The organism is Pseudogemmobacter humi, assembly GCF_900609055.1.
Classification (GTDB): Bacteria; Pseudomonadota; Alphaproteobacteria; order Rhodobacterales; family Rhodobacteraceae; genus Pseudogemmobacter; species Pseudogemmobacter humi.
On record NZ_UXAW01000071.1, the window covers coordinates 42,959 to 59,465 of the forward strand.

Here is a 16,507-nt window from a genome sequence, read left to right on the forward strand (position 1 = left end):
GCCGGATTTTCCTTGCCAGAAGGCGCTGCACCCGGCTTGATAGGGGAAACCAAAGGGGCGCGTCGCCAGCTTTACGCCGCATCGGGCGGGCACGCAGGACGCCTCGAACCAGGAGACCGCGGCGGACTGATCCATGACCGGCATCGCGTTTCTGCTGAACGGAACGCCGGTTCGCGCGGAGGGCGAAAGCCCGGTGCGGACCCTGCTCGACTGGCTGCGCGAGACCCGCGGCCTGAAAGGCACCAAAGAGGGCTGCAACGAAGGCGACTGCGGCGCCTGCACCGTGATGGTGACGGACGAACAGGGGACGCGTGCGCTGAACGCCTGCATCCTGTTCCTGCCGCAGATCCACGGCAAGGCGGTGCGCACGGTCGAGGGGCTGTCCGGTCCCACGGGGGCGCTCCACCCGGTGCAGGAGGCGATGATCACCCATCACGCCAGCCAGTGCGGCTTCTGCACCCCGGGGATCGCGGTCTCGCTGGCGGTGGCGCATCTTAACGGCGAGAATGCGTATGACGACACGCTCGCCGGCAATCTCTGCCGCTGCACCGGCTATGCCCCGATCATCCGCGCCGCCGGGGCCGCGGCCCGGGCCCCGGTGCCCGACTGGCTCGGCTCATCCGCCCTTACGGGCGTCTTCGCCAGCGATGAGCGCCCGCAAGGGAGCGAAGAGCACGGCTTCCACCCCCGCACCGCCGACGAACTGGCCGGGCTTTACGCGCAGCACCCGAAGGCCACGCTGATCGCCGGGGCGACGGATATCGGCCTCTGGGTGACCAAACAATTCCGCGACATTCCGGTGCCGATTTTCCTCAATTCCATCGCTGAGTTTCAGAAAATCGAACATTCCGGCGAAACCATCCGCATCGGCGCCGGTGTCACCATCGCCCGGCTGCGCGCGGCCCTGACCGGGCCGCATCCGGCCTTCGCGGAACTCTTGCGCCGCTTCGCTTCGGCCCAGGTCCGCGCCGCGGCGACCATCGGCGGCAATATCGCCAACGGCTCCCCGATCGGCGACGGCCCGCCCGCGCTGATCGCGCTCGGGGCGCGGCTGCATCTGCGCCGCGGCGCGACCCGGCGCGAGATACCGCTGGAGGATTTCTTCATTGAGTACCGCAAGCAGGACCGCCACCCCGGCGAATTCGTCGAGGCGGTGACGATCCCCGCCGCCGCCCCTGCCCTGCGCTGCTACAAGCTGTCGAAACGTTTTGATCAGGACATCTCGGCGGTCTGCGGCTGTTTCAACCTGACCCTGCGGGACGGGCATATAGTGACCGCCCGCATCGCCTTCGGCGGCATGGCCGGGATCCCGAAACGCGCAAGCCATACCGAAGCCGCGCTGACGGGCCAGGCCTGGAGCGAGCCGACGATCCGCGCCGCCATGGCAGCACTGGCAGAGGAGTTCGCCCCACTCTCGGACATGCGCGCCAGCGCCTCTTACCGGCTGCGGGCAGCGCAGAACATGCTCCTGCGCTGTTTCCACGATCTGAACGGCGTGCCGGTCTCGGTGCTGGAGGTGGCGCCATGAGCATCGGCAAGCCCCTGCCCCACGACAGCGCGCCGCTGCATGTGACGGGCGCGGCGCGCTATCTCGACGACATCCCGCTGCCGCAGGGCACATTGCACCTGGCTTTCGGGCTGGCCCGCGTGGCGCATGGCGAGATCCTGGCGATGGACCTCGCCCCGGTGCGCGCGGCGCCCGGCGTGGTCGCGGTGCTGAGCGCGGCGGATCTGATCCGCGATCTCGGTGCGGTGCCGGATTGCTCGCCCTCGGTCGGTGACGAGCCGCTTCTGTCCCCCGGCCTTGTGCAGTTCCACGGCCAGCCGGTCTTCCTCATCGCCGCCGAAAGCCATCTCGCCGCCCGGCACGCGGCGCGGCTGGCGCAGGTGAAGTATCGCGAGCTCCCCGCGATCCTGACCATTGAAGAGGCCCTTGCCGCGAACAGCCGGTTCGAGGACGGGCCGGTGATCTGGAGCCGCGGCGACCCGGACGGCGCGCTTGCAACCGCACCGCACCGCATCGAAGGAGAGCTTCCGGTCGGCGGCCAGGAGCATTTCTATCTGGAAGGCCAGATCGCCGCCGCGATCCCGCAGGAGGACGGCATTCATATCCTCGCCTCGACCCAGCACCCGAGCGAGGTGCAGCACAAGGTCGCCCATGCTTTGCACCTGCCGATGGCGGCGGTGCGGGTCGAGACGCGCCGCATGGGCGGCGGCTTCGGCGGCAAGGAGAGCCAGGGCAACTGGCTGGCGCTGGCCTGCGCGGTGATGGCGCGGGCGACCGGGCGGCCCTGCAAGATGCGCTACGACCGCGACGACGATATGGTCATCACCGGCAAGCGCCACGACCTCGTGATCCGCTACCAGGCTGGCTTCGACGATCAGGGCCGGGTGATGGGCCTCGACTTCACCCATCTGATGCGCTGCGGCTGGAGCCAGGACCTGTCGCTCGCCGTCGCCGACCGCGCCATGCTGCATGCCGACAACTGCTACTGGCTGCCGCATGTCCGCATCGGAAGCCACCGGCTGAAGACCCATACCGCCTCGGCCACCGCGTTTCGCGGCTTCGGCGGGCCGCAGGGGATGATCGGTATCGAGCGGGTGATGGATCACATAGCCTTTGCGCTGAGGCGGGATCCGCTGGAGGTGCGGCGGGTGAATTTCTATCGCGGCGCCAGGGGGCTGGCCGAGGAACCGGGGGTTTCACACCCCCGGGCCCCCGTGGGGTATTTTCATCAAGGTGAAGATGCAAAGCCCGGTGTGCAGACCACGCCCTATCATATGCCGGTCGAGGATTTCATCGCCGACCGGATGGTGGCGGAACTTGTGGAGCGCTGTGATTACCATGCGCGGCGGGCGGAGATCGCGCGCTGGAACGCGGGATCGCCGGTGATAAAGCGCGGGATCGCACTTTCGCCGGTGAAATTCGGGATTTCCTTCACGCTCACCTGGCTCAACCAGGCCGGGGCTTTGGTGCATGTCTATCACGACGGCTCGATCCATCTGAACCATGGCGGCACCGAGATGGGCCAGGGGCTGAACCAGAAAGTGGCCCAGGTGGTGGCGGATGTGTTCGGGGTGGACACCGGGGCGGTGAAGATCACCGCGACCGATACCGGCAAGGTGCCCAATACCTCGGCCACGGCGGCAAGCTCGGGATCGGATCTGAACGGGATGGCCGCGCAACGGGCGGCAGAGACGATCCGCGCCCGGATCGCCGATTTCATCGCCGGGAAATACCAGCAGCCGCCCGGCAAGGTGGTGTTCCGGGGCGGCATGGTGCGGGTCGGGGGCGAGGAACATCCCTTCGCCCGCGTCGCCGCCTGGGCGCATCAGGGCCGGGTGGCGCTGTCGGCCACCGGCTTCTACGCCACGCCGAAGATCACCTGGGACAGGGTGAAGGGTGTGGGCCGGCCGTTCCTTTACTTCGCTTACGGCGTTGCGGTCAGCGAGGTGGCAATCGACACGCTGACCGGCGAGAACCGCATTTTGCGCGCCGATATCCTGCATGACACCGGCTCGCCGCTCAATCCGGCGATCGACATCGGCCAGATCGAGGGCGGCTATGTCCAGGGCGCGGGCTGGCTGACCACCGAAGAGCTGGTCTGGGACGACAGCGGACGACTGGCGACCCATGCGCCCTCGACCTACAAGATCCCGGCCTGTTCCGACCGGCCACGGGTGTTCAACGTCTCGCTCTGGGACCGGCCCAACCGCGAGGATACCGTGGGGCGATCAAAGGCGGTGGGGGAGCCGCCTCTGATGCTGGGGATCTCGGCCTGGGCGGCGCTGGCGGATGCGGTGGCCTCTTGCGGCGACGGCTCGGTCTGGCCCGATCTGCGCGCCCCCGCGACGCCCGAGGCGGTGCTGGATGCGGTGGAAAGGCTGCGCCATGGCTGACATCGGCGCAATGCGGGCGGCTGTTCTGGCGCAGGGGCGGGTCGTGCGGGTGCTGCTGGCGGCGCATGACGGGTCGAGCCCGCGCGAGGCAGGCGCCGGGATGCTGGTCTGGCGTGAGGGGCAGTCGGGCACCATCGGCGGCGGCGCGCTGGAATGGGCGGCCCTGGCGCGGGCGCGGGAGATGCTGGCGGGCGGGCCGGAGGTGCGGCTGGAGCGGGTGCCGCTCGGGCCGGGCCTCGGGCAATGCTGCGGCGGGGCGGTCACGCTGGTCAGCGAGATCTGGGATGCGGCGCGGCTGGACGCGCTGGCCGGGCGGCAGGTGTTCGCGCGGCCGGTGGCGCCGGGCGCGGGCGAGGCGCCGCTGGCGGTGCGGCGGATCATGGCGGCGGCACGGGCCGGGGGGCGGCTGCCGAAGGGGCCGGCGCTGGCGGGCGGCTGGCTGGTCGAGCCGCTCTCGGTGCCCCGGCGCGAGGTCTGGCTCTGGGGCGCGGGCCATGTCGGGCGGGCTTTGGCAGAGGTGCTGGCGCCGCTGCCCGAGTTGCGCCTGACCTGGATCGACACCGCGCCCGCGCGGTTCCCCGACATCATCCCCGAGGGCGTGACGGTGCTGCACAGCCCCGCGCCGCAGGACCTGGTCGCCCATGCGCCGCGCGGGGCCTGGCATCTGATCGTGACCTTTTCCCATGCTCTGGACCTGGAACTGTGCCACCGTCTGTTGCGCCACGGATTCGGCGAGGCCGGGCTGATCGGCTCGGCCACCAAATGGGCGCGGTTCCGGTCGCGGCTGGCGGTCCTTGGCCATATGCCCGCGCAAATCGCGCGCATTCGCTGTCCGATCGGGGACACTGCGCTTGGAAAACACCCGCAGGCCATTGCCCTGGGCGTGGCGGTGCAACTATTGAGATTGAATAAGGAAACCCGAGGGGAGGTCGCGGATGACGGCAGGAACGGGCGAACTCCTGCGGCTGGAGGGCCTGACCCGGGCCTGGCCGGGGGTGATCGCCAATAGCGACGTTTCCTTCACCATCGCCCCGGGCGAGATCCACGCGCTTCTGGGCGAGAACGGCGCGGGGAAATCGACGCTGGTCAAGATGATCTACGGCCTCGTGCGCCCCGATCAGGGCCGCATGTTCCTGCATGGCGAGCCCTACCTGCCCGCGAAACCCGCCGAGGCCCGCCGGCTGGGCGTGGCGATGGTGTTCCAGCATTTCAGCCTGTTCGAGGCGCTGTCCGTGGCCGAGAACGTCGCGCTCGGGATGGAAAATCCGCCCAAGCTGCGCGATCTGGCGGCGCGGATCCGGGCGGTCTCGGCCGAATACGGCCTGCCGCTGGACCCGGGGCGCCGCGTCGGCGATCTCTCGGCCGGAGAGCGCCAGCGGGTCGAGATCGTGCGCTGCCTGCTTCAGGATCCGAACCTTCTGATCATGGACGAGCCGACCTCGGTGCTGACGCCGCAGGAGGTGGAGATCCTGTTCCATACCCTGCGCAAGCTGGCGCAGCAGGGCACCGCGATCCTTTACATCAGCCACAAGCTGGAGGAGATCCGCGCGCTTTGCGACACCGCCACCATCCTGCGCCGCGGAAGGGTGGTCGCCACCTGCACGCCGCGCGAACGCTCGGCCCGCGAGATGGCGGAGCTGATGGTCGGCGCCTCGCTGAGCGCGCCGGAACGCACATCCGCGCCGCGGGGCGAGGTGGCGCTGGCGGTGACGGATCTGTCGCTCGCCTCGCCGATCCCCTTTGGCACGCCGCTGCGGGGCGTGAGTTTCACGCTGTCCGAAGGCGAGGTGCTGGGTGTGGCGGGCGTCGCGGGCAACGGCCAGGATGAACTCTTGCTGGCGCTGTCGGGCGAGTTGCGCAGCCCGGCCGGCGCGATCCGGCTGATGGGCCGGCCGGTCGGCGCGCTCGGGCCGCAGGCGCGGCGCGCGGCGGGTCTGGTGGCCGCGCCCGAGGACCGCTACGGCCATGCGGCGGCGCCGGATATGAGCCTGATCGAAAACGCTTATCTGACGGCCGGAGTGCGGATGGGCCTGACGCGGCGCGGCTTCATCGACTGGCCGAAGACGCGGGCCTTCACCGAGGCGGTGATCCGCGATTACGACGTGCGCACCCCCGGCCCGGATGTGGCGGCCCGCGCGCTGTCGGGCGGCAATCTGCAAAAGTTCCTGATGGGGCGCGAGCTGGATCAGGGCGCGAAGGTGATCGTGATCAACCAGCCCACCTGGGGGGTGGATGCCGCGGCCGCCGGCGCGATCCGGCAAAAGATCCTCGACTGTGCGGCACGGGGCGCCGCCGTCCTGGTGATCAGCCAGGATCTGGACGAGCTGCTGGAGATCGCCGACAGTTTCACCGTCCTGAACGAGGGCAGGCTCTCGGCGCCGCGCCCGGTCCGGGGGCTGCAACGCGACGAGATCGGTCTGATGATGGGCGGTGCCCACGGGATGGAGGAGGCCACGATTGCGACCTGACCCTGCCGCCGGGCCCCGACAGCTTTCCGGGCAATTTTCTTCAAAGAAAATTGCAAATTCCTTTGAAGGAATTTGGCTGCCGCACCGGAAGCCGCCATGCTGAGGCTGGAGAAACGCCCCAATCCCTCGGTCTTCTGGCTCTGGGCCACGCCGGTGCTGGCGGTGGCGCTGACCATGGTCGTGGGGGGCCTGTTGTTCGCGGCTCTCGGCTCGAATCCGGTCACGGTGATCCGCACCATCTTCTGGGATCCGCTGTTCGGCGCCAATGCGGGCTATTTCCGCGCCCAGCTTCTGATCAAGGCGGCGCCGCTGATCCTGATCGCGATCGGGCTCGCCATGGGCTTTCGCGCCGGGATCTGGAACATCGGCGCCGAGGGCCAGTATATCATCGGCGCGGTGGTGGGGGCCTCGGTCGGTCTTGCGGTCTATCCCACGGAAAACCGGCTGATCTTCCCCGCGATGGTGCTGGCCGGCGCTTTCGGGGGCTGGGCCTGGGCGATGATCCCGGCGATTCTGAAGACCCGGTTCAACACCAACGAGATCCTCGTCTCGCTGATGCTGGTCTATGTCGCCGAGGCGATCCTCGCCAAAGCCGCGCTCGGCTTTCTGCGCAACCCCGAGGGGATGGGCTTTCCGGGCAGCCGCAATTTCAGCTCTTACCCGGCGGCGCGCAATTTCGACCTGATCGAGCGCACCGGCCTGCACTGGGGCGGCGTCACCGCGCTGGCGGTGGCGGTGGCGGCCTATGTGCTGCTGACGCGCCACGGCATCGGCTTTCAGATCCGGCTGGCGGGCCAGGCGCCGCGCGCGGCGCGGTTCCACGGCGTCAGCCCCACCCGGCTGGTGGTGTTCTGCCTTGGCCTGACCGGGGCGTTGGCGGGGATGGCGGGCCTGTTCGAGGCCACCGGCCCCGGCGGCCAGATCACCGAGAATTTCGCCTCCGGCTACGGATTCACCGCGATCATCGTCGCCTTCCTCGGCCGTCTGAACCCGCTCGGGATCGTGCTGGCCGGTTTCATGATGGCGCTGACCTATGTCGGCGGCAGCCTCGCGGAATCGACGATGAACCTGCCCGCGGCCTCGATCCAGGTGTTTCAGGGAATGCTGCTGTTCTTCCTGCTGGGGGTCGACGTGCTGACCAATTACCGCGTGAGGCGCCCGAGCGGCGCGGCGAAAGGAGCGGAGGCATGATCATCGGCGGTATCGACATCGCGGTCCTCTTCGCCTCGCTGATGGTCGGCTCGGTGCCGATCCTGCTGGCCGCCCTCGGCGAGACGGTGGTCGAGCGGTCGGGCGTGCTGAACCTGGGCGTCGAGGGGATGATGATCATCGGCGCGGTATCCGGCTTCATCGCCGCGGTGCAACTGGACAACCCGGTCGCCGGGTTCCTCGCCGGAGCCGTCTGCGGCGCGCTGTTCTCGCTGATCTTCGCGGCGCTGACCCAGGGGCTCCTGGCCAATCAGGTGGCGACGGGGCTGGCGCTTACGCTGTTCGGGATCGGGATCTCCTCGCTTGCGGGCCAGGGCTACAACGGGATCAAGCCGCCCGCGACCTTCGCGCTGCCGATGGGGCCTTTGCGCGACATCCCCTTCCTCGGGCCGATGCTGTTCCGCCACGACTGGGTGGTGTGGTTCTCGCTGTTCATGGTGGCGGCGGTCTGGTTCGTGCTGAACCGCACCCGCGCCGGGCTGATCATCCGCGCCGTCGGCGAAAGCCACGAGGCCGCCCATGCCCTCGGCTACAAGGTCAACCGGATCCGCCTGCTCTGCATCCTGTTCGGCGGCGCGATGGCGGGCATGGGCGGCGCCTATATCAGCCTGGTCAGGGTGCCGCAGTGGACCGACAACATGACCAACGGCGTGGGCTGGATCGCGCTTGCCATCGTGGTCTTCGCCTCGTGGCGGCCGGGGCGGGTGCTGGTCGGTGCCTGGCTTTTCGGCGGGCTGATGGTGCTGGGGCCGAACCTCCAGGCGGCGGGCTACAGGATCCCGGTCGAATACTTGTCGATGGCGCCCTATCTGATAACCATCGTGGTGCTGGTCGTCATGTCTTCGGGGCGGCGCGGCCGGGCCACGGGCGCCCCCGCCGCGCTCGGGCAGAATTTTCACGCCTCGCGCTGAGGCAGGTCTCGCGGGGGCCTCGCCTCCGCCACAACGGGGAGAAATCTTGCATGAAACGCAGAACGCTGCTGGCCTCAGTCGCCATCGGTCTTGGGCTGGCCCTCGGCCCCGCCGCCATGGCCCAGGACTCCGGGGCGGGTCTGGAGAAGGTGAAGGCCTGCTTCATCTATGTCGGCCCGATCGGCGACGGAGGCTGGACCTTCCAGCACCATCAGGGCGCGCTGGCGCTGAAAGAGGAATTCGGCGACCGCGTCGAGATCGCCTGGCAGGAATCGGTCCCCGAAGGCGCGGATGCCGAACGCTCGATCACCCAGTTCGCGCTTCAGGGCTGCAATATCATCTTCACCACCTCGTTCGGCTTCATGGACCCGACCAACACCGTCGCCGCCCAGTTCCCCGACGTGAAATTCGAACACGCCACCGGCTACAAGCGCGAGCATCCGAACGTCTCGACCTATGACGCGCGTTTCTACGAGGGCCGCGCCGTGATGGGCACCATCGCCGGTCATATGACCAAATCCGGGAAGATCGGCTATATCGGCTCGTATCCGATCCCCGAGGTGATCCAGGGCATCAACTCCTCGTTCCTCCATGCGCGCAAGGTGAACCCCGAGGTCACGCTCTCGGTGGTCTGGGCCTATACCTGGTTCGACCCGGCGAAAGAGGCCGATGCCGCGAAGGCGCTGATCGACCAGGGCGTGGACGTGATCCTGCAACACACCGATTCCACCGCGCCGCTGGCCGAGGCCGCCAAGACCCCGGGCGTGATCGGCTTCGGCCAGGCCTCGGACATGGCGGCCTACAAGCCGGCGCCCCGGGTCTCGTCGATCATCGACAACTGGGCGCCCTATTACATCAAGCGCGTCGGCGCGCTGCTGGACGGCAGCTATGAGCAATCGGCGGCCTGGGAGGGTATCGCCGGCGGCGAGGTCGAGATCGGCGAGATCACCGAGGCCGTGCCGCCCGAGGTGAAAGCCGCCGCCGAGAAGGTGCGCGACGACATCGCCGCAGGCACCTATCACCCGTTCACCGGCCCGCTGAACAAGCAGGACGGCACCCCCTGGCTGGCCGAGGGCGAGACCGCCGACGACGGCACCCTGGCGGGGATGAACTTCTACGTCGAGGGCATCACCGGCGAGATCCCGAAGCAATAAGACCCCTGAAAGGCCCGCCGGTGAGGCGGGCCTTTTTCGGTGGGACTTTGCGGGACATAGCGGTCACTGGCGCTAACTGAGCGGGGGGTCGTCTGACCAAATTATTGCGATCAGGAGCATTCACTGTGAGGAAGAACACATGCTGGTTTTGCGGCGATCCCATTGAATTGACCGATGCGCATGCAGTGAAGATTACTCTACATAATCTCTTTCGAGACACGGGTGCATCTCAAGGCTTAACCTCTCATGCCGAGTGCGCCAGACTGCGATTGACGGGAGCAACTATGGAGTTTGACCCTGAAGTACTCTCTGACTAACCGGCGGCTTTGGGCTCAAACCGGCCCCTGCGGCGCGCAACAGGGGCCAGCGCCCGACCGCGGGTGGGCGCCGGGACGGCGCGATGCTGGCGCTTTATGGGGCGTTCTCTCGTAAGGGCCGAACCAGAAGATCCTGGCGCAGGAGCGCCCGCCCTCCGGGGCGGTCGGGCACTGGCCGGGGCCGCTTGCGCGGCTGTTAACCCGGCCGGAGTTCTGATCAGACCGTGGGGATAAAAGCGGCTCTTCTCCACGGCAAGCCTTGATTCCAAGCCGTTTTCCCCGCCGCGTAACACAGGCCGGTGCTCGGCCCGGGGCGGGCGCTGCTTCGGGGCGATGCGGGCGCTTTTTGGCGCGCTCCCTCCCGTCCGTGGAGCAACGCACGAGCCCCACCCGCGGTATGGACCGTCGCGCCAGTCTCGCGGCGTAAGCCTGCCGAATGGGGCAGGCCGCTGGCCGGGGCCGTTAACCAGACCGGCGGATCCGTTCAGACCCCGGGAAGGCGCTTCTGCCCCAGGCGCCGCACGAGACGTTCGTTGCCCGGACTGCCGCGGGATCGCCATCTGCACCGACGGCCGGGCGCATCCTCCCCACCCCCGCAGATACTTGCACGCCAGATATACATTTTGCGCCGCCCCCGCCTCTGCTACTCCTGAACCCTGTCCGCTGCCGGAGTTCCTCATGCTCATCGCCGTTCTCAGCGACATCCATGGCAACCGCGAGGCCTTTGCCGCCGCGCTGGAAGATTGCGCGGAACGCGGCGCCGGGCGGATCGTACTGCTCGGCGATATCGTCGGCTACGGGCCGGACCCGGAATGGTGCACCGACAAGGCGCGCGAACTGGCCGGAGCCGGCGCGATCCTCGTGAAAGGCAACCACGACAGCGCCATCGACACGCCCGGCGAGAGCATGAACCCCGTCGCCCGCGCCGCCATCGACTGGACGCGGCCACGCCTCTCGGCCGGGAGCCGCAGGTTTCTCGCGGATCTGCCGCTGACGGCGACGCTCGGCGAGACGCTCTTCGTCCATGCCTCGGCCCACAGCCCCGCCGACTGGATCTATGTCACCGGCGAACGTCAGGCGATGGCGAGCTTCCGCACCAGCGAGGCGCGGGCGATCTTCTGCGGCCATGTCCATGTTCCCGCGCTCTACAGTTGCGATCTGGCCGGAAGGGTGCACGGCCATGAGGTGACGATGGCGGCGAGCCTGCCGCTGATCACCTCGCGGCGCTGGCTGATGGTGGCGGGATCGGTGGGCCAGCCGAGGGATGGCGTGCCCCAGGCGGGCTATGTGCTCTACGACACCGACCGCAAGGAGATCAGCTTCCGCCGGGTGGCCTATGATCTCGCCACGACCCTGCGCAAGCTGCGCGCGGCAGGCCTGCCCGAGGCGCTGGCCACCCGGCTGATGGCGGGAAAATGATCGCGAAAAAGGACAGGCGATGAAGACACGTCCGAAAACCGGGCTGGAGATCGACGGCTTCACCCTCGGCGACATGCTGCACCGCGGCGGCTTCGCCACCATCTGGGAGGTCACCCACCCCGACCACCCCGGCAAGATGGTGATGAAGGTGCCCACCATCCTCGACGGCGACGACGGGCCGACCATCGTCGGCTTCGAGACCGAGCAGATGATCCTGCCGCGCCTGAGCGGCCCGCATGTGCCCAAAGTGATCGCGGCCGGCGATTTCAGCGACATGCCTTACCTCGTGACCGAGAAACTGCCCGGCGGTCCGCTCCAGGACCTGATCCGCGAGGCGCCACTGCCCATCGAGCGGGTGGTGGAACTGGGCCGCGGGATGGCCGCCATGCTGCACGAGCTGCACCGCCAGCATGTGATCCATCTCGACCTGAAGCCCGGCAATGTGATGTGGCGCGAGACCGGCGAGATGGTCGCCATCGACTACGGTCTTGCCCGCCACGACCAGTTGCCGGATCTGCTGGCCGAGGAATTCACCATTCCGATGGGCACCTTCCCCTATATCGCGCCCGAACAGTTCCTGCGGCAGCGAAACGACCTGCGCTCGGACATTTTCGCGCTCGGGGTGATGCTTTACGAACTGGCGACCGGCAAACTGCCCTTCGGCCATCCCCAGACCCTGCGCGGGGTGCGCAAACGGCTCTGGCGCGACCCCGAGCCGCCGCGCGCGCTGAACCCGGACCTGCCGCCCTGGTTCCAGGAGATCGTCCTGCGCGCGACAGAAATCGACCCGGCGGTGCGCACCCGGTCGGCGGCGCAGATCCTGTTCGATCTGGAGCATCCCGACCAGGTGGAACTGACGGCGCGCGCCAGCCGCGAGAGGCGGGACGGATTCTGGGCCGTGCAGCGCCGGCGCTGGAAGATGCGCCGCCTGAGGCGCTTCGCCGCGCCGCCGCCGCTGGTCGCCGAGCAGACCGCGCGGGCGCCGGTGCTGATGGCGGCGGTGGATCTGTCGCCGGCGATGGAGCCTCTGTCCGGGCGCGTCCTCCAGGCGGTGCGCGATATCCTGATCATCCGCCCCGAGGCCCGTGTGGCCTGCGTCAACGTGATCCGCACCCACCGGATCGGCCTCGACCAGGCCACCGACGACGAGGGCAACCATATCCACATCTCGCGCCTTGTGGCGCTGAAGGCCTGGGGCCAGCGGCTCGGCCTGCCCGAGGGCCGCGTCACCTTCACCGTGCTGGAAGGCCCGGACCCGGGGGCCGAACTGATCGACCACGCCGGACGGATCATGGCCGACCATGTGGTGATGGGGGCGCGCGCGAATTCGGCGGCGCGGCGCTACCTCGGCTCGGTCTCCAGCCAGGTCGTGGCCCAGGCCCCCTGCTCGGTGACCATCGTGCGCATCCCGCAACCGCGCGAGGGGTGAAAGCCGCTTTCATCCCTGGCCTTCCGCGGCCCCCGCCCCTGCCATTTCCGGTCCCTGACCATCCCCGCCGGTGGCCGTCCGCTATCCATCCATGCAGGCCGGATCGACGGCTCCCTGCCCGTCCGCCTGGCGTTGGCGAAGGGCCGCGCAGGCAGCCGCCACGCGCCATTGCGGCAAGAGACGAAACCCGCGATGCTCAGCCGATGCGGGCGCGGGGTCATGCGCCGGATCGCCGCCGCGAAACGGCAGGCCGATGCCGCCAGCCTGCCGGGCCTGCCGGGGCGCATCGCCGCAAACCACCTGCGCCGCATCCGGCACCGGCCGGGCGATCCGTATTGCCGCCAGCAGCGGCGGCAGCAGGGCATGAAAGGACAGACCATGACGAAAACCATCCTTATCACCGGCGCGGGATCGGGTTTTGGCCGCGGCGTGGCGCTTGGCCTTGCGCGCGCGGGCCATGACGTGATCGCGGGCTGCCATATCTGGCCGCAGGTGACCGATCTGCGCAGTGAGGCCGCGCGCGAGGGGCTGAGCTTGCGCGTCATCAAACTGGATGTGCTGTCGGAGATCGACCGCAGCCATGCGCTCTCGCTGGAGTTCGACACGCTCTTCAACAATGCCGGAATCATGGAATCCGGCCCGGTGGCCGAACTGCCGATGGCGGTGGTCCGCGCCAGTTTCGAGACCAATGTCTTTGCCGCCCTGGCCATGGCGCAAGGCGCCGCGCGCAAGTTCATCACCGCGGGCAAGGGCCGCATCGTCTGGACCTCCTCGGTCGCGGGGCTGGTCGGGGTCAGCTGGGACGGCGCCTATTCCGCGTCGAAATTCGCGGTCGAGGGCTTTTGTCTGGCGATGCGCGAGGAACTGAAACCCTACGGCGTCGAGGTCTGCACCGTGAACCCCGGCGCCTATCGCACCGGCTTCAACGACACCGGCATGGAATCGCAGGACCAATGGTGGGCTCAGGGCGAGCGTGTGATGGCGCACTGGCCGGTGCGCGAGTTGAAGAACCAGCATGATCCGGCCGAAATGATCGCGGCGATGATCGACGTGCTGACCGCCGAAAAGCCCGCCTTCCGCACCGTCCTGCCCGCCAAAACCGCCGACCGCGTCCAGAGCGAACAGCGCGAAGCCTGGGACTGGACGGTATGAGCCTGCGGGTCACAGCCCGCATCACCGCGCGCGATCCGGAAGCGCTGATCCCGCTCTTGCACCAGTTGACCGAACACAGCCGGAATGAGCCCGGCTGTCTCGACTACGGCTGGTATCGCAAGGGCGCGGTCTTTACCTCGGTCGAGCTGTGGCAAACGCCCGAGGCCGAGCGCGCCCATAACAGGACCGCGTTCCTGGACGACCTTCTGTGCCGCATCGTCCCGTTGCTCGAAGGCCGGCCCGAGGTCACCCGCTGGGAGAATATCTGAGACAGAGCGCGGATCACCTGAAACAGCGGTTCCTCTGTTGTCGCGCGCCTTCGCCGGCAGGCCTCACCCCCCGCCTTCCTGGCAGGGGCCGGCGGTATGTGCAGAGAGCATGGCTTCAACGTCATCCAGAAAAGCGAACCAGGCGCCTTCCTCGTCTATGCCGTTGATCCGCATCAGAAACAGCCCCTCAACGGCCAGAAACGCCACACGCGCCGCCCGCGCCCGGGGCGAGGGGCCATCGAGGCGGCTGAACATCCCCTGATACCAGGCCCGTATCTCCTGCATATGCACCGGATCCTTGAGCGAGCCGACCAGAAGCCCGGCCATTCTGGCGTTCATCGCCTGCTGCGAGGCGCGGGTGGCCTGGATATAGCGGCGGACGAAGGCGACCGGATCACCGGGAGGGGGCTCTCCCATCAGCGCATCGAACTGACTGGTCCAGCGGTCGATCAGGCTGCGCACCAGATCTTCCTTCGAGGCAAAGGAATACTGCACGCCGCCTTTGGTAATACCCGCCGCCTGGGCCAGGGCGCCGATGGTCAGGGCGGCCGCGCCGCCGCTGCGCACCAGCTCTTCGGCGAGGTCCAGCAGCTTCTCGCGGGTGATGGTCGGCTTTCTGCCCAATGTCCTGACCTTCGCAGATTTCGGTTGAAAGAAATACGACCGTATTTATATGGAGCCGGGCAGCAGAAGCCAAGGTGACTCATGCCCGCCCGTCAACCCGATCCGAAACGCTGGCTGGTGCTGCTCGCGGTGATGCTGGCGTTCCTGCCGGTGGTGCTGGACATGACCATCCTGCATGTCGCCGTGCCCAGACTGACCCAGGCGCTGGCCGCTTCCGGCACCGAAGTGCTGTGGGTAATCGACATCTATCCGCTGCTGATGGCGGGTCTGCTGGTGCCGATGGGGACGCTGGCCGACCGGATCGGCAACCGGCGCATCCTGCTGACCGGGCTGGTGATCTTCGGCGCGGCCTCGGCCTTTGCGGCCTTTGCGCCCAATGCGCCGGTGCTGATCGCGGCGCGGATGCTGCTGGCGCTTGGCGGCTCGATGATCATGCCCTGCGTGCTGGGGATCATCCGCCGCACCTTCGAGGATGAGAAGGAACGCGGTCTGGCGCTTGGCCTCTGGGGCACGGTCGGCGCGGCGGGGGCGGCGGTCGGCCCGCTGATCGGCGGCGCGCTGCTGGAGCATTTCTGGTGGGGCTCGGTCTTTCTGATCAATATCCCGGTGATGGTGGTCGTCGTGACCGCCTGCTGGCTCCTGCTGCCCCGGCGCGAGGAAACCACCCCCGGCCATTGGGCCATCGGCCAGGCGCTTTTGCTGATCTTCGGCATGATCGCGACGGTTTACGCGATCAAGGCCGGGTTCGGGGCCAGACAATCGCTGCCCGTCGTGCTGGCGGTGCTGGCGCTCGGGCTTGGGCTGCTGACGATTTTCGCCCGCAAGCAGATGCGCGCGGCCGAGCCGATGCTGGATCTGTCGCTCTTCTCGCATCCGGCCATTCTGGCGGGGATGATCATGGCGATGGTCGCCAGCGGGTCGCTGGCCGGGGTCGAGCTGACGCTGGCGCAAGAGTTGCAATATGTGCTGGACAAGACCCCGCTTCAGGCCGGGATCTTCATGATCCCGATCATGGCCGCGGCGGCGATCGGCGGGCCGGTGGCGGGCTGGCTTTCGGCCCGGTTCGGCCTGCGCCCGGTGGCGAGCCTCTCGATGGCGGTTTCGTCCGTCGCCCTGGCCTGGCTGGCCTTGAGCGATTTCCACACGTCGGGGGTGATGGTGCCCGCGCTGCTGGCGGTGCTGGGGCTGGCGCTGTCCATCGGGCTGACAGCCTCGTCCATCGCCATCATGGGCTCGGTCGAGGCCAGCAAGGGCGGCGCGGCGGGCTCGCTTGAGGCCACCGGCTATGAACTCGGCACGGGCCTCGGCATCACCTTCTTCGGCGTCTTCATGTCGGTGGTTTACGGGCGGCATTTCGATGCGCCGCCAGGGCTTTCGGCCGGTCAGGCGGCTCAGGCGACCCGCTCGATCGGGGACAGCTATCTTGTCGCCCGCGATCTGGCGGCGGTCGAAGGAGAGGCGGTGATTGCGGCGGGCAAGGCGGCGTTTTCCTCGACCCATTCGGTGCTGCTGCTGACCGCAGCGGCGCTGATCGGCGCGCTGGCGGCCTTGGTGTTCTTCCTGCTGGCAAGGGTGAAAACCACCAGCGCGCAGCACTGAGGCAAAGCTCTGCGCAGCGCTTCCGCCAGCGCGCAGAGGAACCGTGCAAAGCCCGC

General features: G+C 68.2%; 13 protein-coding genes. 12 read left to right on the forward strand and 1 reads right to left on the reverse strand.

Annotation, left to right across the window (positions count from 1 at the left end; all coding sequences use genetic code 11):
- The first annotated feature begins 133 nt into the window (after positions 1–133).
- The 11 genes from xdhA (at position 134) to XINFAN_RS11670 (ending at position 14,228) form a co-directional block, all read left to right on the forward strand.
- Positions 134–1,528 carry a xanthine dehydrogenase small subunit gene (xdhA, locus tag XINFAN_RS11620; RefSeq protein WP_124087031.1) on the forward strand — a complete coding sequence of 465 codons (1,395 nt, stop codon included), beginning with the start codon at positions 134–136 and terminating at the stop codon, positions 1,526–1,528.
- Positions 1,525–3,900: a xanthine dehydrogenase molybdopterin binding subunit gene (gene xdhB, locus XINFAN_RS11625; protein ID WP_124087032.1), complete on the forward strand. Its 2,376-nt coding sequence runs from the start codon at positions 1,525–1,527 to the stop codon at positions 3,898–3,900. The genes xdhA and xdhB overlap by 4 nt, the downstream gene beginning before the upstream one ends.
- Positions 3,893–4,909 carry a xanthine dehydrogenase accessory protein XdhC gene (xdhC, locus tag XINFAN_RS11630; protein WP_124087033.1) on the forward strand — a complete coding sequence of 339 codons (1,017 nt, stop codon included), beginning with the start codon at positions 3,893–3,895 and terminating at the stop codon, positions 4,907–4,909. The genes xdhB and xdhC overlap by 8 nt, the downstream gene beginning before the upstream one ends.
- On the forward strand, positions 4,836–6,368 hold the full coding sequence (locus tag XINFAN_RS11635; RefSeq protein ID WP_124087034.1) for an ABC transporter ATP-binding protein: 1,533 nt from the start codon (positions 4,836–4,838) through the stop codon (positions 6,366–6,368). The genes xdhC and XINFAN_RS11635 overlap by 74 nt, the downstream gene beginning before the upstream one ends.
- A 96-nt stretch (positions 6,369–6,464) precedes the next feature.
- Entirely contained in the window at positions 6,465–7,559 is a 1,095-nt protein-coding gene (locus XINFAN_RS11640; RefSeq protein WP_124087035.1) for an ABC transporter permease, read from the forward strand.
- Positions 7,556–8,488 (forward strand): ABC transporter permease, encoded by a 933-nt coding sequence (locus XINFAN_RS11645; protein ID WP_124087036.1) that lies wholly within the window; start codon positions 7,556–7,558, stop codon positions 8,486–8,488. Before XINFAN_RS11640 ends, XINFAN_RS11645 begins: the two co-directional genes overlap by 4 nt.
- A gap of 50 nt (positions 8,489–8,538) precedes the next feature.
- Positions 8,539–9,642, forward strand: coding sequence for a BMP family ABC transporter substrate-binding protein (locus tag XINFAN_RS11650; protein WP_124087037.1), 1,104 nt, complete (start codon positions 8,539–8,541; stop codon positions 9,640–9,642).
- Between the two features lie 995 nt (positions 9,643–10,637).
- Complete coding sequence (locus XINFAN_RS11655) at positions 10,638–11,378, forward strand: metallophosphoesterase family protein (protein WP_124087038.1); 741 nt, start codon at positions 10,638–10,640, stop codon at positions 11,376–11,378.
- A 19-nt stretch (positions 11,379–11,397) separates the two neighbouring features.
- Positions 11,398–12,807 (forward strand): serine/threonine protein kinase, encoded by a 1,410-nt coding sequence (locus XINFAN_RS11660; RefSeq protein WP_124087039.1) that lies wholly within the window; start codon positions 11,398–11,400, stop codon positions 12,805–12,807.
- 219 nt (positions 12,808–13,026) lie between these two features.
- Entirely contained in the window at positions 13,027–13,959 is a 933-nt protein-coding gene (locus tag XINFAN_RS11665) for an SDR family oxidoreductase (protein ID WP_199286411.1), read from the forward strand.
- Positions 13,956–14,228: a putative quinol monooxygenase gene (locus XINFAN_RS11670; RefSeq protein WP_124087040.1), complete on the forward strand. Its 273-nt coding sequence runs from the start codon at positions 13,956–13,958 to the stop codon at positions 14,226–14,228. Before XINFAN_RS11665 ends, XINFAN_RS11670 begins: the two co-directional genes overlap by 4 nt.
- 63 nt (positions 14,229–14,291) lie before the next feature.
- Here XINFAN_RS11670 and XINFAN_RS11675 read toward each other — a convergent pair whose 3' ends face one another.
- Complete coding sequence (locus tag XINFAN_RS11675) at positions 14,292–14,852, reverse strand: TetR/AcrR family transcriptional regulator (RefSeq protein ID WP_124087041.1); 561 nt, start codon at positions 14,850–14,852, stop codon at positions 14,292–14,294.
- Positions 14,853–14,933: 81 nt separating this feature from the next.
- Here XINFAN_RS11675 and XINFAN_RS11680 point away from each other — a divergent pair, with 81 nt between their 5' ends.
- On the forward strand, positions 14,934–16,451 hold the full coding sequence (locus XINFAN_RS11680) for an MFS transporter (RefSeq protein WP_124087042.1): 1,518 nt from the start codon (positions 14,934–14,936) through the stop codon (positions 16,449–16,451).
- Positions 16,452–16,507: the final 56 nt, after the last annotated feature.